Origin of the sequence: Virgibacillus oceani (genome assembly GCF_014638995.1) — a bacterium.
Taxonomy (GTDB): domain Bacteria; phylum Bacillota; class Bacilli; order Bacillales; family Amphibacillaceae; genus Virgibacillus_E; species Virgibacillus_E oceani.
On sequence record NZ_BMFR01000001.1, the window covers coordinates 534,532 to 551,693 of the forward strand.

The following is a 17,162-nucleotide window of genomic DNA, read 5'->3' on the forward strand; positions in this document are numbered from 1 at the left end:
TTTTATTGTAATGCCGATTTTAATACATTTCAACACAACATTGCCGTTGACTGAAGTGTTCTTGCAAAAAGCTTCACAGATTGGTCATAAAACAGACACAATTTGCTTGCCATGAAAGGAGTAAATTACAATTGTTACTTGAAGGAATTTTGTTAAAATGCTGCTATAATTTCCAAAATGAACGAACCCCCTCAGCTGTCTATCATCTATTAAATGGAAAAAAATCAATACAAACTGTTCAAGACTCCCATATTTACGATTTAAAAAGTTTTTATGGTATTTATAAGCAAATCTCGAAAAGAATGATTGATGAAAAACTGAATCTGCTGGTTAAGCATCATTTATTAACAAAGGAATTTATCCCTACTGCTGATGGAGTAAAGTGGCTTCTTAAAAATGATGATTTATTATTGTTTGAAGGGTTTAATGGTATTAAATATCATACAATTGCGCCTGTTTTTTCAGACCGTTTATTATTGTTAATTCAAACACTTACAAATAGTAAAATGCAGCATTTATCGTTTATACCAATTATAGACACTCCCCCTGTCTTGTATTGGATGAAAAACTATTATAGGAAAATAAGGTCATATGAAACAGCATATCTAAAAGGGATATATGAAGAATTAAAGCAATTACTTGGTGATTTTTCCGAACAGGATGCGAATTTATTTGTTGATCGGTTATCGGGTTATAGAACATATGGGAAAACCAGTCACCAACTATCTGAATCATACCAGATAAATCTTTCGGACGTGCCTCTTGTTTGGATTAGGATGATTCATCATATATTATCAGTTGTATACTCTAATTGCATGAATTATCCTGCACTGCATTCTATTATTAGTGATATTAAAAACAAAATATTGATTACGCACTCTGCACAGCAAACGTTTAACTTACTGCATAAAAATTATTCTGCAGAAGAAATTGCACATATAAGAAATCTAAAATTAAATACAATTTATGATCATATGGTAGAAATTGCATTATTCGATCAATCATTTCCAACCACTATGTATGTTTCGAAAGAGCAGCAGGATGAAATAATCTGCACAATTAAAAGAATGAAGACTTCGGCATTAAAGCAAATAAAAGAAAATGTAAATGAAAAGATTAGTTATTTTCAAATTCGATTAGTTTTAGCTACTGTATACAATTCTAAACAACATAGGTGATGCAAATGAACAAGCAAAAAACTCTGGAGTCTGCTTTGTATAAGCATTTTGGATATAAAACATTTCGGACTGGGCAAAAGAAAATTATTCAGGATATTATCAAGGGAAATGATGTATTAGGCGTGCTTCCAACAGGTACAGGCAAATCACTATGCTATCAGCTTCCAGCGAAACTTTTACAAGGAGCAACAATTGTTGTTTCTCCACTAATTTCACTCATGATTGACCAGGTAAAACAATTAAAAGCAAGCCAATTTAAGCAGGTAATTGCATTAAATAGTTTTATGGATCCAATAGAAAGAAAGAATGTTTATTTACAATTACATACTTATAAATTAATCTATGTATCTCCAGAACTTCTGCAGCAGAATGATTTGATTGTACAATTAAAAAAGATTCAAGTAAGTTTATTTGTGATAGATGAAGCACATTGCATATCTCAATGGGGTCATGAATTCAGACCAGATTATTTAAAATTAGGTGAAATTATACAAACTTTACATAATCCTACTATACTGGCTTTAAGTGCTACAGCAAATCACGATGTTCAGAATGATATCGTAACCTTTATTGGGCGTCCAAAAATGATTAAACATATATATCCAATGGACCGTACCAATATTACATTTTCAATTAAAGAAATCACCAATGATAGGGAAAAAGTAGAGGTCCTGGAAAAACTTTTTAATCGTTATCATTTTCCTGCATTAATCTATTTTTCTAGTCGACAATCTACCGAAACGATATCCTCGATACTAAAAAGCAAACTGCCGAATCAAAGAATAGCCTTTTATCATGGTGGGATGGAACAGGTTGATCGAATAGCTATCCAGCAGCAATTTATGAACAATCAATTGGACATTATCTGCTGTACAAGTGCGTTCGGTATGGGTATTAATAAGAAAAATATTCGCTTAGTGGTACATTTTCATTTCCCTCCGCAAATTGAATCCTATATACAAGAGATTGGAAGGGCGGGGAGAGATGGGAAGTCCAGTGTAGCCATACTGCTATATTCGAAAAAAGATGATTTTTTGCCAACTAAGTTAATAAAAAAAGAGCTTCCAGCTACAGAGCATTTACACTATGTGTTTCGTAAACTACAGCAGCTGTATAGGGAGGGCGAGCAGATCCCCAAAACTATTGAACAGCTGGAAAACATCTTTCAACTGGGAGAAATTCAATGGCGATTTTTACGGTATCAATTAGAAAAACATGCTATTATAGAGGGAAATAAAATTTATTTTAATGAGGACAATTGGAAAGTTTCCTTTAAATTGATTCAGGATTTCATCGATGAACGTATTTCTATTAAAGAAAGAAAGCTCCATGAAATGATTGATTGGATCAATGAAAAGAACTGTTTAAGAAAAAGTCTATACAAGAGCTTTCAGGATTCTATTAATGAACCCATATATGAATGCTGCAGTAACTGCGGTTTTTCTTTTATTGACTGGAAACCGGAAAATACAGAATCGGATAAATCATTTGGTACATGGCAAGAAAAATTGCAAACTTTATTATTAATAGGTGACAGTAATGACTAAGCAGCAACGTGAGATGATTGAACAAATGACAGATAAAGAGATTAAAATGCAGCTAATCCTTTCACAAATGTTGTTATTTGCACTAAGTATGTTGTTAAGTATTTTTTTGTTTGAACATATGTCACAATGGTTTTACTATTTCAGCCTTAATATAGAGCAAATAGTCTATTATGGAATTATTCCCGGTCTGATAATAGTTGTATTGGATCTGCTGTTAATCTATGTTTTCCCTAAACGTTACTATGATGATGGTGGGATCAATGTTAAACTGTTTAAAAATCGATCAGTTTTGGATATTTGTTTTATAGCATTGATTGTGGCTGTGTCGGAAGAACTTTTATTCAGAGGGGTTTTGCAGACAAGCTTCGGTTACATAGCAGCCAGCGTTGTATTTACGCTAGTTCATATCAGGTATTTAACAAAGCCGGTTTTACTAATCTCTGTTTTATTTGTTAGTTTTTATATCGGTTATATGTTTGAGCTAACTGGGAATTTAATTTGTTCAGTTGCTTCCCATTTTATTGTTGATTTTTTATTAGGATTGGTAATCCGTTTTCAAAAATGAGGTGCTGTAAATAATGAGTAATGAAACAAAAGAAATTGAAGACCAGGCTGCAGAATTAAGAAAATTAGTTGATGAAGTACAACAGAAAGATGTCAAGGATTCAGAGGTAAATATTGGGGGAATAATGGATGGAGAAAGGGAAGTTGACATTTTAAATCTGCCGCCAAGGAAGGAAGTGCATAGTAAAAAGAATACACGTACCCATTTAAAGATGAGCAGACCATTTCTTAGGCTGGTGTTTGTTATTGTGATTATTCTGGCTGTGCTATTCGGCATCTATTATGTATGGGGAGATGAGATAGTTAACGTATTTTAAAGTATAATCCTGCAAAAGCCATTCAGCACATGTGTTGAATGGCTTTTTAGTATGAGGGATTGTCTCAAATTTAAAAATAGTCGCTGTTAAATTCTTTTAAACATTTTAAAATTATTTTCTATTTCATATCACAAATATACGTGACGATATAGACTTTGGAATTAATATACCTGATGAGAGACAGCTAGAAAGGAGAATTTTAATTGCGACGATTACTATTCATAATTCTGATTGTTTTATTAAGTGCCTGCTCTTCAGTGGAGACAACACAGACAGAGGATGTTTTTAGTGTTGGTTTGCTTCTTTCTGATAGTGGGTTAGGTGATGGTTCATTTAATGATTCAGCTTTCCGCGGTTTAGAAAAAACACGTGATGAACTGGGAATTATATTTGATTATCGGGAGCCAGTAGATCAGAATTTTAACGGCAAATTAGAGGAATTAATCAAAGATGACCATGATTTAGTTATTGGCATTGGCTTCACCGCCGCTCCTGCTGTTAATGAATTAGCAGATAAATATCCAAAACAACAATTTGCCCTTGTAGATGCAGTATCGGATAAAAAGAATGTTATATCGATAACATTCAAAGAGGAAGAGGGCAGCTATCTAATTGGATTAATAGCCGGACTGAAAACGAAGACTAATGTTGTCGGCTTTATTGGTGGTGAAGATGTTCCTTTAATCCACAATTTTGAACAAGGATTTAAAGATGGCGTTAAAGCTGTAAATAAGGATGCTACCGTATTAACAGAATATGCAGGTACCTTTGGGGATGATCAGATAGGTGCAAAAATTGCCAGTAAGCAAATCGAAAAAGATGCAGATTTCATATTCCCAGCTGCAGGATTCACGGGAATTGGTGTATTAAAAGAGGCGCAAAAAGAAGGTATTTATGCATTTGGTGTTGACAGTGATCAATTTTACATAGCGGAAAAGGCAGTTGTTACATCCATGTTAAAAAACGTCGATGTTGCCCTGTATGATGTTGTCAAAAAATTGATCAACGAAGAAGGTTTAACCGGTGAACAGTTAGAATTGGGAGTAAAGGATAACGGAATTGACCTGACCCCTATTCGGCTGATCCAGCTGTCTAATAAGGAACAATCAATTATTGATAAAGCCATGGATAAAGGAGAGTGATTCAATGTCAATTAAAAAAAGGCTTTTTATTTTTACATTAATCCCGTTTCTCCTAAGTCTAGCTTTAATCTTATTTATTATTATTCAGATGGATAATTTACAAAAATCATCGAACAACGATGTACAATTATTATTAGAGGTAAAGGAACTTAACGGTGAATTTATTACCGCGAAACAGGCATTAAGCAATTATGCATTTAATCCCTCTGAAGGTACAGGTGCTGAAATTACAACAAATCTGACGTTAATCAGTAATAAATTATCAAATGTTAAAGAGGAATTAAAAACAAATATGCAGGAACACTGGTTTAAACGGATTCAAGGAAAGTATGAGCAATTAATACCAGTAATTGAAAAGGCACTTCTTGAATCAGATACGAATGAAATTAAACGGCAATCCGCAAAAACAGCTGGAGTCTTAAATGATGTATATATGCTGCAGCGCGGTGCCAATCTTTGGTATGAAAGTACGGTAGATCAGCGAAGTGAAATGATTAAAAATATCATTCATTTCACCATTATCGCCAGTCTTGTACTGATCGCAGCAACTGTATTTTCCATCATACGTTTAACAGTGAAAACGGCTAAGCCAATTCGGCAATTAGCTGGTTATGCGGAACAGGTAGCGAAAGGGGATTTGACGGTTACCATAGACAGTGCGGAAAAAGGAAAGAATGAAATAGGGTTGTTAACTAATTCATTCATACAAATGATAGAAAATTTAAAGACAACAATTCTGACTGTCAATTATATTGGTAAAGAGGTAAAAACATTTAGCGCAGATTTGTCTAGAAACATGAACGTTCTAACCGATAGCGCTAATCAGGTTTCCACATCCACAGAAGAGTTATCGAAAGGAAGTCAATCTGTTTCAGAAGACATTCAAGATGTATCCTTTCATATGGAAAAATTGGATACAAAGTTTGTGGAAAATGTTCATAGCAGTAATAATTCCACCCAGGCAAGTGAAGCGAGTCTTCAATTAGTGGACGAAGGGCAGCAATTTATTAAGCAACAACGCTCCACTATGGAAAAAAGTATAGTGTCAACGCAACGAATTAAGGATTCTGTTCAATCATTTGTAGGATATGCAACTAATATTGAAGATACTGCAAAACTCGTTAATGAAATTGCTGAGCAAACAAATTTGCTTGCCTTAAATGCGGCAATAGAAGCTGCAAGAGCTGGTGAGCATGGAAAAGGATTTGCTGTAGTTGCACAGGAAGTTCGTAAGCTTGCAGATGAATCAGCGAATGCTACAACGCAAATCTTTAAGATGATTGAACAAATTCATGCTGGCATAAGAAATATTGAAGAAGTAACGGAACAAACGAGCTTACTGTCTGAAGAACAATCTGAATCAATGGGTCATACAGAGCAGTCGTTTTCAGCGATTTATGAAAATGTAACAGCTATAGCAAATCAGCTAAAACAGCTGTCAGAGGATATGGCCACTTCCGGTGAAATGAGTTCATCCATAGTAGCATCTATTCAGAATATAAGTGCCGTAACAGAAGAGACTGCGGCCGGAACAGAAGAAATATCAGCATCAGTAGAAGATCAACAGCAGTCATTTATACATGTGAATAAACAAGTAAATCAATTAGAGAAAATGATAGAGGAATTAGATCAGCAATTGATGAATTTCACACTTTAAACAAAGAGGCTGGGACAAAAGTGTTTTAACCAAAATAAAATCCGAACATAGTTGGTGCGTACATACCGCTGCGGAAATACACTACGCTTTCCGCGGGCTGCCCTGAGCCTACTCCGAGCTATCGCTCTACGTAGTCTCACCTAGGCTTTTCATCCCGCAGGAGTCTCCGTGTATTTCCTTCGCTAGTATGGTACAATGTTCGGCTTTGGGTTAAACAATTTTGTTATTTCCCAGCCTCTTTTAACATTAAAAAAATACTTTCTTATCCCTTTCTTCTTTCAAAATTTCAGCAGCTTCTCTAAATCGCAACGAGTGGACTACTTCCCGTTCACGAAGGAATTTTAATCCATCGTTTATATCTGGATCATCAGACATGTTTATTAACCATTGGTACGTTGCTCGAGCCTTCTCTTCAGCAGCAATATCCTCATATATATCTGCTATTGGATCTCCTTTAGCTTGAAAATATGTTGCTGTAAAAGGTGCACCTGCTGCGTTATGGAAAAATAAAGCTTTGTCATGATCTGCATAATGTGCACCTAGACCGGCTTCTTTCATTTGCTCAGGTGTTGCATCTTTTGTTAACTTATAAACCATAGTTGCAATCATTTCGAGATGTGCAAATTCTTCTGTGCCGATATCATTTAATAGCCCAGCTACCTTATCCGGAATTGTATATCGTTGGTTTAAATAGCGTAAAGCGGCAGCTAATTCACCATCAGCTCCACCATATTGCTCAATTAAAAATTTTGCAAGCATTGGATTACATTGACTGACTCTAACTGGATATTGGAGCTTTTTTTCGTAATACCACACAAAAATTATCCTCCCATCTATTTGTTAATCATTGCAAAAGAACGAATTAGACTTGCCATGGCCATGGGGCCTCTTTCCAATCCCAAGGGTAATTTGAAAAGCTTCTGCCAAAATTCATAAGAGGACCGTACTTTTTCTCAAAAACAATTTTTAATTCTTTGCTTTTTTTTGTGAATGTATTAAATTGCTCGATTGCATCATAATCATCTGGATGTGTATCTAAATATAAATTCAATTCGACTAAAACAAAATCTACTGCCTGGATTTCTTCAAGTAATTGATAATATTCTTGTGGAAGTTGTTTATTCATCCTGATCACCTCTTTTTTTAGGATCTGGATAAGGGCTGAATAAAGCTGGCCACAAAGTTCCACGATACAATGCTTCCATTGGTTTAAATTGCGGTAATCCTTTTGGCTGAAAGGGAATATATAGTTGTGGGGGGGTTGAATAACTCTTAATGCGCATTGGTGGGCAAGGATCAAATGGACTGATGTACGGCTCCCAGTATTTAAATTGTGTAAACATAAAATCCTCCTTTCTCAGTAGACATTCGCTCTCTTTTTATTTGTATGATTTAAAGAGGCAGTCCTATTCTAAGTTTAAAAAGAAAATCCCAAAAGCACGTTGGTATGTTTGGACTATAATAAATGTGGTATGATCGCAATACATAAGAAGGGAAGAATAAGAAAATGATTTATTTACTTATCCTAGCTATATGTATAGTCCTATTTATCTTGTATATGATATACAAAGCTCACCATGATATGATTGATTTTTTAACTATTGCAGATTGTAAATTGCCTGAAGGGTTCCATGATTTTCAAGTATTTTTTATTTCTGATATCCATCGTAGAAAAATTAATGAAAATACATTACAATCAATAGAGGAAAAAATTGATATAGTGATAATCGGCGGGGATCTTACTGAAAAGGGAGTCCCCATTAAACGAACGGAAAACAATATTAACAGGTTAAAACAATGGAATAAACCAATATTTTTTGTCTGGGGAAATAATGATTACGAGGCAGTTCCAGAAAAGATTTATAATTTATTATTACGGGAAAACATCGTAATCTTAGCGAATTCAAATAAGGATATCATTGCTGACAATGGTGATATCCTTAGCCTAATAGGATTAGATTGCTGTAAATATAAAGAGGCGCATTTGGATTTGGCATTACAAGGTGCTAAAGGTAGTTATAATCTTTTGCTGACACATGCTCCAAGTGCGTTTTTTGACTTAAATTTAGACGAGCAGCGACTTGTGCATACTGTTTTAGCCGGCCATACACATGGAGGGCAAATACGAATTTTGGGATTTGGTTTATATCGGCCTGGCGGATTCCAAATTTATCGTGGAATAAATGTTTTAATTAGCGAAGGATATGGATATACAAGGCTGCCGTTTCGTTTAGGTACAAAAGCGGAATGTCATGTGATAACGTTGAAAAGAACCGTATAGTCAGTTTTATTATTATATCACTGAGATTATATTCGGACAGTTCAACAATTAGCCATTAAGCATATAGTATAGAAAGGAAAAAATGAATGTTATTTGCCTTTAGGTTAATTCAAGATTATTTAGCTGTGTAAAGGAGGATGCTTACATGCGTATTGAACGTGTATCAATGAGTCAATTTACGATATTTCTTACGTTTGATGACCTAATTGAACGTGGTTTTACCAAAGAAGATTTGTGGCAGGATGTATCTAGTGTACGAAACCTATTTAGTGATATGATGTATGAAGCAAGCAGTGAATTGGGCATTGATTTAGAAGGAATGTTGCTTGTTCAAGTTCATTTGATGCAAGCGCAAGGTATGCATATCATTGTTACACAAAAAATTGAAAATATAAATTGGGATGAGGATTTTATTGAAATGAAAGTTACCTTGGATGAAAGCAAAGAGTTAATCTTTTCCTTTGATGAATTCGAGGATATTATACAAGTATCTTCATATTTAATGGCAGCAGAGATTGAAGGTGGGCAAATTTATTATATGAATCAGCGTTACTATATGCTATTGCAAGACATTGATCTAATTGATAAAAATAAAGAACACATTATTGCCATTATGTCTGAGTTTTCATCACCAAGCATTATCACATCAACACGGTTATTAGAATACGGAAAAGTTATTATGCCATCAAATGCAGTAAGAAAAATTATGGATGCATTTTATTGATATTGTACGGAAAAATGATACGATAAAATTGGCAAGTATTTATATTAATGGGGAGTGTACACAATTGAAAATAGCAGTACTATATGGGGGCATTTCCGGCGAGCGGGAAGTTTCATTATCATCGGGGAAGGGAATAATAAATGCGTTAAAACATAATGGTCATAATGTCATTGGTATTGATTTTAATCCAGACAAAATGGAGGAAATCCTTAATTTAGATGTTGACTTGGTTTTTATAGGATTACACGGTAAGTTTGGGGAAGATGGAAGAATTCAAGGATTATTGGATATGCTTGAAATTCCCTATGTTGGATCTGGAGTTTTAGCGTCGGCATTAGCAATGGATAAAGCAAAGGCAAAACAAATTTTTCAAACAAATAATATTCCGGTAGCTAAAAGCAATGCCTACAAGATAACGCAGCAAACAAATTTAAATGAAATAATTAAATCAATTGAATCATTATACAACACTCCATTTGTCATTAAACCAAATAGAGAAGGTTCCACATTGGGACTCACAATAGTGAATGATATTCAGGATATTGAACCCGCATTAAAAAACGCATTGACAAGCGATGATACCGTTCTAGTGGAAGATTTTATCAAAGGGAAAGAAGTGACTGTTCCTGTATTAGGTTCTTATGGAAAAGAAAAGGCGCTTCCTGTAATCGAAATTATTCCTAAGAATGGTTTTTATGATTATGAATCAAAATATGCACCCGGCGGGAGTGAACACATTATTCCAGCCACTGTATCAATGGAGGTTACAGAACAGCTTCAAACATATGCAGTGCTTGCACATCAATTACTAGGATGCAAGATATACTCACGAGTTGATTTTATCGTAACACCTGAAAATATTCCGGTAATTCTGGAAGTGAATACGCTGCCTGGAATGACACCAACAAGTCTATTTCCAGATGCTGCTAAAGCACAGGGGTGGACATATGAAGAGATGATCGAAATGTTTGTAAATCTTACAACAAAGTAAATAAGCGTAAACGTTTTCAATTTCTTATAAAATTAATTAATAAAATAGGTATATTTTATTGCATATTTATGATGAAGGTGTATACTAATCTCTGAGTAAAGCTATTATACAAAATATTTATGGATATTCTAGGAGGTAAATTCATGGTAGCCGATAAAGCAGCAGATTCTACCAAAGATGAAAGCAATAAATTGGATGTTTTAAGTTCAACACGAACTGTTGTCAAAAATGCGTTAGAGAGGTTGGGTTACCCTGATGAAGTATTTGAATTATTAAAAGAACCTATCCGTATGATGACGGTTAGAATTCCAGTTAGAATGGATGATGGTTCAATAAAAATCTTCACTGGTTATCGCGCACAGCATAATGATGCAGTCGGCCCTACAAAGGGTGGGGTTAGATTTCATCCGGATGTTACAGAAAAAGAAGTAAAAGCATTATCGATCTGGATGAGTTTGAAAGCAGGTATTGTTGACTTGCCTTACGGTGGAGGTAAGGGTGGAATTATATGTGACCCACGGGAAATGTCGTTTCGTGAATTGGAAGGTTTAAGCCGTGGTTATGTCCGCGCTATAAGTCAAATCGTTGGACCTAATAAAGACATTCCTGCTCCAGATGTATTTACAAATTCGCAAATTATGGCTTGGATGATGGATGAATATAGCCGCATTGATGAATTTAATAGTCCTGGTTTTATTACAGGGAAACCAATCGTACTTGGTGGTTCACATGGAAGAGAATCTGCAACTGCAAAAGGTGTTACAATCGTAATTAATGAGGCTGCAAAGAAAAAAGGAATTGATGTGAAAGGTGCAAGGGTGGTAGTACAAGGCTTTGGTAATGCAGGAAGCTTTTTATCTAAATTCTTACATGATGCCGGAGCAAAAGTAGTTGGAATTTCTGATGCATACGGGGCACTTCATGATCCGGACGGACTTGATATTGATTATTTGCTGGATAGAAGGGATAGTTTCGGTACAGTTACTAAACTATTTAATAACACTATTTCCAATAAAGAGTTACTTGAATTAGATTGTGATATCCTAGTACCTGCTGCAGTGGAAAATCAAATTACAGAGGATAATGCTCATAACATTAAAGCAAGCATTGTAGTGGAAGCGGCAAATGGCCCTACGACATTGGAGGCGACAAAAATACTAACCGAACGCGGTATTTTACTTGTTCCAGATGTTTTATCATCTGCCGGGGGTGTAACTGTTTCTTATTTTGAATGGGTACAAAATAATCAAGGTTATTATTGGCCTGAAGAGGAAATCGCAGAAAAATTGGAAACGATTATGGTTAAATCATTCAATGCAATTTACAACACGGCACAAACAAGGCGTGTGGATATGCGTCTTGCCGCATATATGGTCGGCGTTAGAAAGATGGCTGAAGCGGCAAGGTTCCGCGGTTGGGTGTAATAATTGGATGCGGTGAGGACTTGTTCAATGATTGCTGCTTAGTGTAACGGGCGGCAATCCGTCTGAACGCAGTGTTTCAGATGAATACCTCTTTGCCGAACTTAATTAAATGACGAAAAAACTCTTATCATGTATAGTTAGATAGGAGTTTTTCTTTTTGGTTAAACTAGTTAAAGTTTTTTGTAAGAAAGGAAAGTGCGGGTCATGCAAGTGGAACAAACGATCATTGTGGGTGGTGGACCGTGTGGTATGTCATGTGCCATCGAATTACAAAAGCTAGGTCATAACCCTCTAATTATTGAAAAAGGAAATGTAGTGAACACCATTTACAATTTCCCAACACACCAGATGTTTTTTAGCTCTAGTGAGAAATTGGAAATTGGTCAAATGCCTTTTATTACTGAGAAACAAAAGCCGGTTCGTAATCAAGCATTAGCCTATTATCGCACTGTTGCAAAACGGAAGGACTTGCGTATTCATTCATTTGAAAAAGCAGCAGCCATTAAAAAGGCAGATGATAAATTTTTGGTAAAGACGGAAAAACCCTCTGGTGAAACATTTCAATATCAAGCAAACCATGTAATCATTGCGACTGGTTATTATGACCAGCCGAATAAAATGAATGTACCTGGCGAAAATCTCAGCAAAGTTATGCATTATTTTAAAGAAGCACACCCATTTTTTAATAAAAATGTAGTCGTGATTGGTGGTAAAAACTCTGCTGTTGATGCAACGATGGAACTCCATAAAGCCGGTGCTTCCATAACTGTATTATATCGTGGTGACACCTATTCCAAAAGTATTAAACCTTGGATTTTGCCAGAATTTGATGCCTTGGTCAGAAAAGATATAGTCAAAATGGAATTTAATGCACATGTTACGGAAATTGCAAATGATCATATATCTTATACGAAAAATGGTTTGTCAAAGACAATACGTAACGACTTTGTATTCGCTATGACTGGGTATAGACCAGATCAGCAATTTCTGCAGCAAATTGGTATAAAGATCGATAAGGAGACTGGCCGTCCCCAATTTGATGATGCTACATTTGAAACAAACGTCCCTGGGATATACGTGGCAGGTGTAGTAGCTGCGGGATATAATAACAATGAAATTTTTATTGAAAATGGAAGGCATCACGGAGAATTTATTGCTAAATCAATAACAAAAGATAATTAATGCTGGGCAGTCTTCTTATATGAAGACTGCCTCTTTTATCTCACTTATTCAAAGATTTTTGTTAGTGAATTAAAGTCCTCAGTCTGTTCCAGGGCAATGAGTAATTTCAATCTTGCTTTTTGCCCTGTCAGACCATTAGCAAAAATAACTCCGATATCTTTTAACTGTTTTCCACCACCATCGTATCCATAAGTGGGCTGTACAATTCCCTGGTAACATCTAGAAACAAGAACGACTGGAATGTCAGTCTTAATCATTTTTTGGATAGGTTTTACCGTGGTTTTCGGCAAATTACCTTGACCAAGCCCCTCTATAACCAGACCATCAGGCTTTGCTTGGTAAATGGCGTTAATTATATGATCATCCATACCGGCAAACGCTTTTAACAAAAATACATTCTTTGTAATTTTATTGACCGAAAAATTTGATCTTGCTACTATCGTATGATGAAATATTATAGAATCCTTCGTAATTATGCCAATTGGTCCGTATTGCGGGCTTTGAAATGTAGCAACGTTACTAGTTGATGTTTTCGTTACATTATTGGCGGTATGTATTTCATCATTCATTACAACGAGTACACCTTTATTCTTGGCATCATCGTTTACTGCAACACGTAATGAGCTTATTAAGTTGTAAAGGGCATCAGAGCCAATTTCATTACTTGAACGCATCGCTCCTGTTAGGATAACTGGCTTATCCGTGTTGATGACTAAATCAAGAAAATATGCAGTTTCCTCTAATGTGTCTGTTCCATGTGTAATTACGATCCCATCATAAGAATTATATTTCTCCTCAATTATTTCAGCTAAATTCAGCATCTCTATTGGTGTTATTTGAGGTGATGGAAGACTGAATGCGATAATTTCATCTACATTTGCATACGTATTATATAAATAGGATAACTCTGTCAACGGATGTTTATTTGTAGTCGTAACCTCTCCAGTTTGCTTGTTTTCCAACATGGATATAGTCCCGCCAGTATGAATAAGTAGTATATTTTTCAAATGTCTCACCTGCCATTATTAATTGCTATTTCCAATCTTGCTACTTAATGATACGATAAAACTAACCAATTTGGAAAGAGGTCTATGGCTATGTTTGCTATTTTATCCGCGGGTATAGCTCCTACACTTGCTTTGATGGCGTTCTTTTATTTAAAGGACCGTATTGCTGAACCATTACCCTTAATCATAAAAATGTTTATATTTGGCGGGTTGCTTGTATTCCCTATAATGTTTATTCAGTATGCCTTTAATGCTGAGGAGATTGCTCAAAATAATTTTATTCAGTCTTTTTTTCTGATTGCACTGATCGAGGAATTTTTTAAATGGTTTATCTTTATATACATTATCTATCATCATACTGAATTCGATGCACATTATGATGGCATTGTTTACGCAGTGGCAATCAGTTTGGGATTTGCAACGGTTGAAAATATATTGTATTTAATAACAAATGGAATTGAATACGCATTTACCAGGGCATTATTTCCAGTATCCTCTCACGCCATATTCGGGGTAATCATGGGGTATTATTTTGGCAAGTCAAAAATGAATCAAGCCAATAATAGAAAAAATATAATTCTTGCCCTGTGTATTCCTTTTCTGCTGCATGGATTGTATAATTATATTTTAAAAACCGTAACAAGCGAATGGTTATTTTTATTAATTCCATTTATGATCCTGTTATGGATGTATGGTCTGCGTAAAGTCAAACTAGCTAATCAATCAAAAGCAAAGGTAGTTATCCATAATGAAAAACAACGTGCATAAGTTCCTCTTCAGTCAGAAACTGAGGAGGAATTTTTTTATGCTGTAAAGCTGTTGCTAATACTCTTCCAAGATTAATGAATAAAAAGGAGATTTAATCAAAAAATAGACATCAATAAGAGATTGGAAAAGTAGGAGGAAAAAGTATGAACTATAAAAAGATGTTCCTTTTCTTTATCATTATATGTTTTACAACGATAGGGCTACAAGCTTCCAAAACACCTGGAACCGTATATGCTTTTAGTCCTCAAGTCATTCAACATGGTGCTGAAGGGGATGATGTAATTGAATTACAAGCAAGATTACAATACTTGGGTTTTTATAACGGAAATATTGATGGTGTATTTGGTTGGGGAACATATTGGGCATTACGTAACTTTCAGTATGAATTTGGGATGAAAGTAGATGGTCTTGCTGGTGAAACAACAAAACAAAAGCTAGTAGATGCAAGTAAATACGATAAACAATTTGTAAAAGAACAGATTAGAAAGGGCAGGGATTTTACCTATTACGGGGGTATTGATAAAGAAAAACAAACTGCACCAAGTAAAACCCAAGGTAATAATACAAATAAAACAAATAACACAAATGCCGAACCTACTCCAACGGCTGTAAATGTACCACAAGGGTTTTCCCAAAATGATATTCAATTAATGGCAAATGCTGTTCATGGTGAGTCTCGCGGGGAACCATATGTTGGTCAAGTTGCAGTAGCGGCAGTAATATTAAATAGGGTTGAAAGTCCTACGTTTCCAAACACAGTTGCTGGTGTCATTTTTGAACCTAGAGCATTTACAGCGGTTGCTGATGGACAAATATGGCTAGAACCCAATGAAACATCCAAACAAGCAGTATTAGACGCAATTAATGGATGGGATCCGACAGGTAATGCAATCTATTACTTTAATCCAAAAACCGCGACATCTGACTGGATCTGGTCGAGGCCGCAAATTAAACAAATTGGAAAACATATATTCTGTAAATAGAAAGGTGTGATAAGAATGATACGCTGGATATTAATTACAATACTTGCAATTGGGCTTGCCGGAGTCGCCTTTTGGGGATACCAGGAGCATCAGGAAAAAAACGCAATTTTAATTCAAGCAGAGAACACATATCAACGTTCGTTTCATGAGCTTTCTTATCGAATGGATATGCTGAATGACAAAATCGGTACATCTCTTGCAATGAATTCTAAACAAAGCCTGTCACCACAACTTGTAGAGATATGGCGACTAACATCGGAGGCACTGTCAGATGTTGGGCAGCTGCCATTATCATTATTGCCTTTTAACAAAACCGAGGAATTTCTTTCGAATATTGGAGATTTTACGTATCGAACTGCTGTAAGGGATTTGGAAAAGGAACCGCTTACGAATGAGGAAACAAAAACCCTGGAAAATCTATATGAACAATCCGGTGACATCAAAAAAGAACTCAGACAAGTACAACATGTTGTTTTAGATAATAATTTACGATGGATGGATGTTCAGCTTGCAATTGCAAGTACAGATAAACAATCGGACAATACCATTATTGACGGGTTGAAAACTGTTGAGAAAAAAGTAGAAGGGTATACAGAGAGTAATGTGAATTCTGGATTAATCGGGACCTCTTCTGAAGAACATTCCTATCAATTTTTAGATGGAGATATGATTAGCAAAGATGAGGCATTGGAAAAAAGTAAAAAACTGTTTGAAATTAAAAATAATGCAGATGTAACTATTACTGAAAGTGGCAAAGGAGCAGACATCCCACTGTATAGTGTTTCCTACCGTAATGGTGAAAAAAATGCTTATTTAGATATGTCAAAACAAGGCGGTAAACCAATTTCGCTTTTGGTGAATAGACCTATTGGCAAAGAAAAGATCAGTTTAAATGAAGGCCAGAAAAAAGCGGAGGCTTTCTTGAAGAAACATCAATTGGATAACATGGCAATTTTCCAAAGTAATGAATTCAATAATGTTGGTGTCTACTCATTTTTATATAACGAAGATGGTGTAAGGGTTTATTCTGATGCTGTTGAAGTGAAGGTTGCATTAGATAATGGTGACATATTAGGTTTCACAGCTAGAAATTACTATATGAATCATTCTAAAAGGGATATCCCTGAACCAAAGCTTTCTGTAAAAGAAGCTAAGGACAAGGTAAATCCGGATGTTAAAATTAATGAACAATTTTTATCAGTGATAGATAATGATATTGGGGATGAAGTTCTAACTTATGAATTTTTAGGTGTATTAGGAAATGAAACGTATCGAATTTTTATTAATGCAATGGATGGTACAGAAGAGAAAGTTGAAAAATTAGGAGGCACTGAAATTAATTTTGCAGCAAATTTTTAAGTTTTAAAGGGATTGGCAAAAGCCTTTCCCTTTTTTTA

Annotated in this window: 18 protein-coding genes; 14 read left to right on the forward strand and 4 right to left on the reverse strand. The window is 35.2% G+C overall.

The features are described from left to right. Positions 1 to 131: 131 nt before the first annotated feature. The 6 genes from IEV74_RS02905 to IEV74_RS02930 all read left to right on the forward strand — a co-directional run bounded on the left by IEV74_RS02905 (position 132) and on the right by IEV74_RS02930 (position 6,405). Positions 132 to 1,178, forward strand: a complete 1,047-nt coding sequence (locus tag IEV74_RS02905) for a YpbB family protein (RefSeq protein ID WP_188453828.1) — start codon at positions 132 to 134, stop codon at positions 1,176 to 1,178. A gap of 5 nt (positions 1,179 to 1,183) precedes the next feature. Beyond that, positions 1,184 to 2,725: a RecQ family ATP-dependent DNA helicase gene (locus tag IEV74_RS02910; RefSeq protein ID WP_188453829.1), complete on the forward strand. Its 1,542-nt coding sequence runs from the start codon at positions 1,184 to 1,186 to the stop codon at positions 2,723 to 2,725. Further along, positions 2,718 to 3,290, forward strand: a complete 573-nt coding sequence (locus IEV74_RS02915) for a CPBP family intramembrane glutamic endopeptidase (protein ID WP_188453830.1) — start codon at positions 2,718 to 2,720, stop codon at positions 3,288 to 3,290. The genes IEV74_RS02910 and IEV74_RS02915 overlap by 8 nt, the downstream gene beginning before the upstream one ends. Positions 3,291 to 3,303: 13 nt before the next feature. Then, positions 3,304 to 3,606, forward strand: coding sequence for a hypothetical protein (locus IEV74_RS02920; RefSeq protein ID WP_188453831.1), 303 nt, complete (start codon positions 3,304 to 3,306; stop codon positions 3,604 to 3,606). 203 nt (positions 3,607 to 3,809) lie between these two features. Then, entirely contained in the window at positions 3,810 to 4,748 is a 939-nt protein-coding gene (locus tag IEV74_RS02925) for a BMP family lipoprotein (protein ID WP_188453832.1), read from the forward strand. A gap of 4 nt (positions 4,749 to 4,752) precedes the next feature. After that, complete coding sequence (locus tag IEV74_RS02930) at positions 4,753 to 6,405, forward strand: methyl-accepting chemotaxis protein (RefSeq protein WP_188453833.1); 1,653 nt, start codon at positions 4,753 to 4,755, stop codon at positions 6,403 to 6,405. 246 nt (positions 6,406 to 6,651) lie between these two features. Here IEV74_RS02930 and IEV74_RS02935 read toward each other — a convergent pair whose 3' ends face one another. From IEV74_RS02935 to IEV74_RS02945, 3 genes are read right to left on the reverse strand one after another with little or no spacing between them, the layout of a single operon-like run. Beyond that, the gene (locus IEV74_RS02935) at positions 6,652 to 7,221 is read right to left on the reverse strand and encodes a manganese catalase family protein (RefSeq protein ID WP_188453834.1); all 570 of its coding nucleotides are present in this window, start codon (positions 7,219 to 7,221) and stop codon (positions 6,652 to 6,654) included. A 46-nt stretch (positions 7,222 to 7,267) separates the two neighbouring features. Beyond that, the gene (locus IEV74_RS02940; RefSeq protein WP_188453835.1) at positions 7,268 to 7,531 is read right to left on the reverse strand and encodes a spore coat protein CotJB; all 264 of its coding nucleotides are present in this window, start codon (positions 7,529 to 7,531) and stop codon (positions 7,268 to 7,270) included. Further along, entirely contained in the window at positions 7,524 to 7,748 is a 225-nt protein-coding gene (locus IEV74_RS02945; protein WP_099158386.1) for a spore coat associated protein CotJA, read from the reverse strand. The genes IEV74_RS02940 and IEV74_RS02945 overlap by 8 nt, the downstream gene beginning before the upstream one ends. Positions 7,749 to 7,963: 215 nt before the next feature. Between IEV74_RS02945 and IEV74_RS02950 the strand changes: the two genes are divergently transcribed. From IEV74_RS02950 to IEV74_RS02970, 5 genes are all read left to right on the forward strand, one after another. Continuing rightward, positions 7,964 to 8,686, forward strand: a complete 723-nt coding sequence (locus IEV74_RS02950) for a metallophosphoesterase (protein ID WP_188453836.1) — start codon at positions 7,964 to 7,966, stop codon at positions 8,684 to 8,686. 145 nt (positions 8,687 to 8,831) lie between these two features. Continuing rightward, positions 8,832 to 9,410, forward strand: a complete 579-nt coding sequence (locus IEV74_RS02955; RefSeq protein ID WP_188453837.1) for a genetic competence negative regulator — start codon at positions 8,832 to 8,834, stop codon at positions 9,408 to 9,410. 64 nt (positions 9,411 to 9,474) lie between these two features. Further along, on the forward strand, positions 9,475 to 10,401 hold the full coding sequence (locus tag IEV74_RS02960; RefSeq protein ID WP_188453838.1) for a D-alanine--D-alanine ligase: 927 nt from the start codon (positions 9,475 to 9,477) through the stop codon (positions 10,399 to 10,401). Between the two features lie 143 nt (positions 10,402 to 10,544). Beyond that, entirely contained in the window at positions 10,545 to 11,825 is a 1,281-nt protein-coding gene (locus IEV74_RS02965) for a Glu/Leu/Phe/Val family dehydrogenase (protein WP_188453839.1), read from the forward strand. A 204-nt stretch (positions 11,826 to 12,029) separates the two neighbouring features. Then, positions 12,030 to 13,007, forward strand: coding sequence for a YpdA family putative bacillithiol disulfide reductase (locus tag IEV74_RS02970; protein WP_188453840.1), 978 nt, complete (start codon positions 12,030 to 12,032; stop codon positions 13,005 to 13,007). 44 nt (positions 13,008 to 13,051) lie between these two features. On the opposite strand, the gene IEV74_RS02975 is transcribed toward IEV74_RS02970, so the two are convergent. Then, the gene (locus tag IEV74_RS02975) at positions 13,052 to 14,014 is read right to left on the reverse strand and encodes an asparaginase (protein ID WP_188453841.1); all 963 of its coding nucleotides are present in this window, start codon (positions 14,012 to 14,014) and stop codon (positions 13,052 to 13,054) included. 90 nt (positions 14,015 to 14,104) lie between these two features. Between IEV74_RS02975 and prsW the strand changes: the two genes are divergently transcribed. The 3 genes from prsW to ypeB all read left to right on the forward strand — a co-directional run bounded on the left by prsW (position 14,105) and on the right by ypeB (position 17,124). Next, positions 14,105 to 14,782 (forward strand): glutamic-type intramembrane protease PrsW, encoded by a 678-nt coding sequence (gene prsW / locus IEV74_RS02980; RefSeq protein ID WP_188453842.1) that lies wholly within the window; start codon positions 14,105 to 14,107, stop codon positions 14,780 to 14,782. A gap of 143 nt (positions 14,783 to 14,925) precedes the next feature. Then, a complete protein-coding gene (sleB, locus tag IEV74_RS02985; RefSeq protein ID WP_188453843.1) occupies positions 14,926 to 15,765 on the forward strand; it encodes a spore cortex-lytic enzyme in 840 nt (279 codons plus the stop codon). A 15-nt stretch (positions 15,766 to 15,780) separates the two neighbouring features. Next, entirely contained in the window at positions 15,781 to 17,124 is a 1,344-nt protein-coding gene (gene ypeB / locus IEV74_RS02990) for a germination protein YpeB (protein ID WP_188453844.1), read from the forward strand. Positions 17,125 to 17,162: the final 38 nt, after the last annotated feature.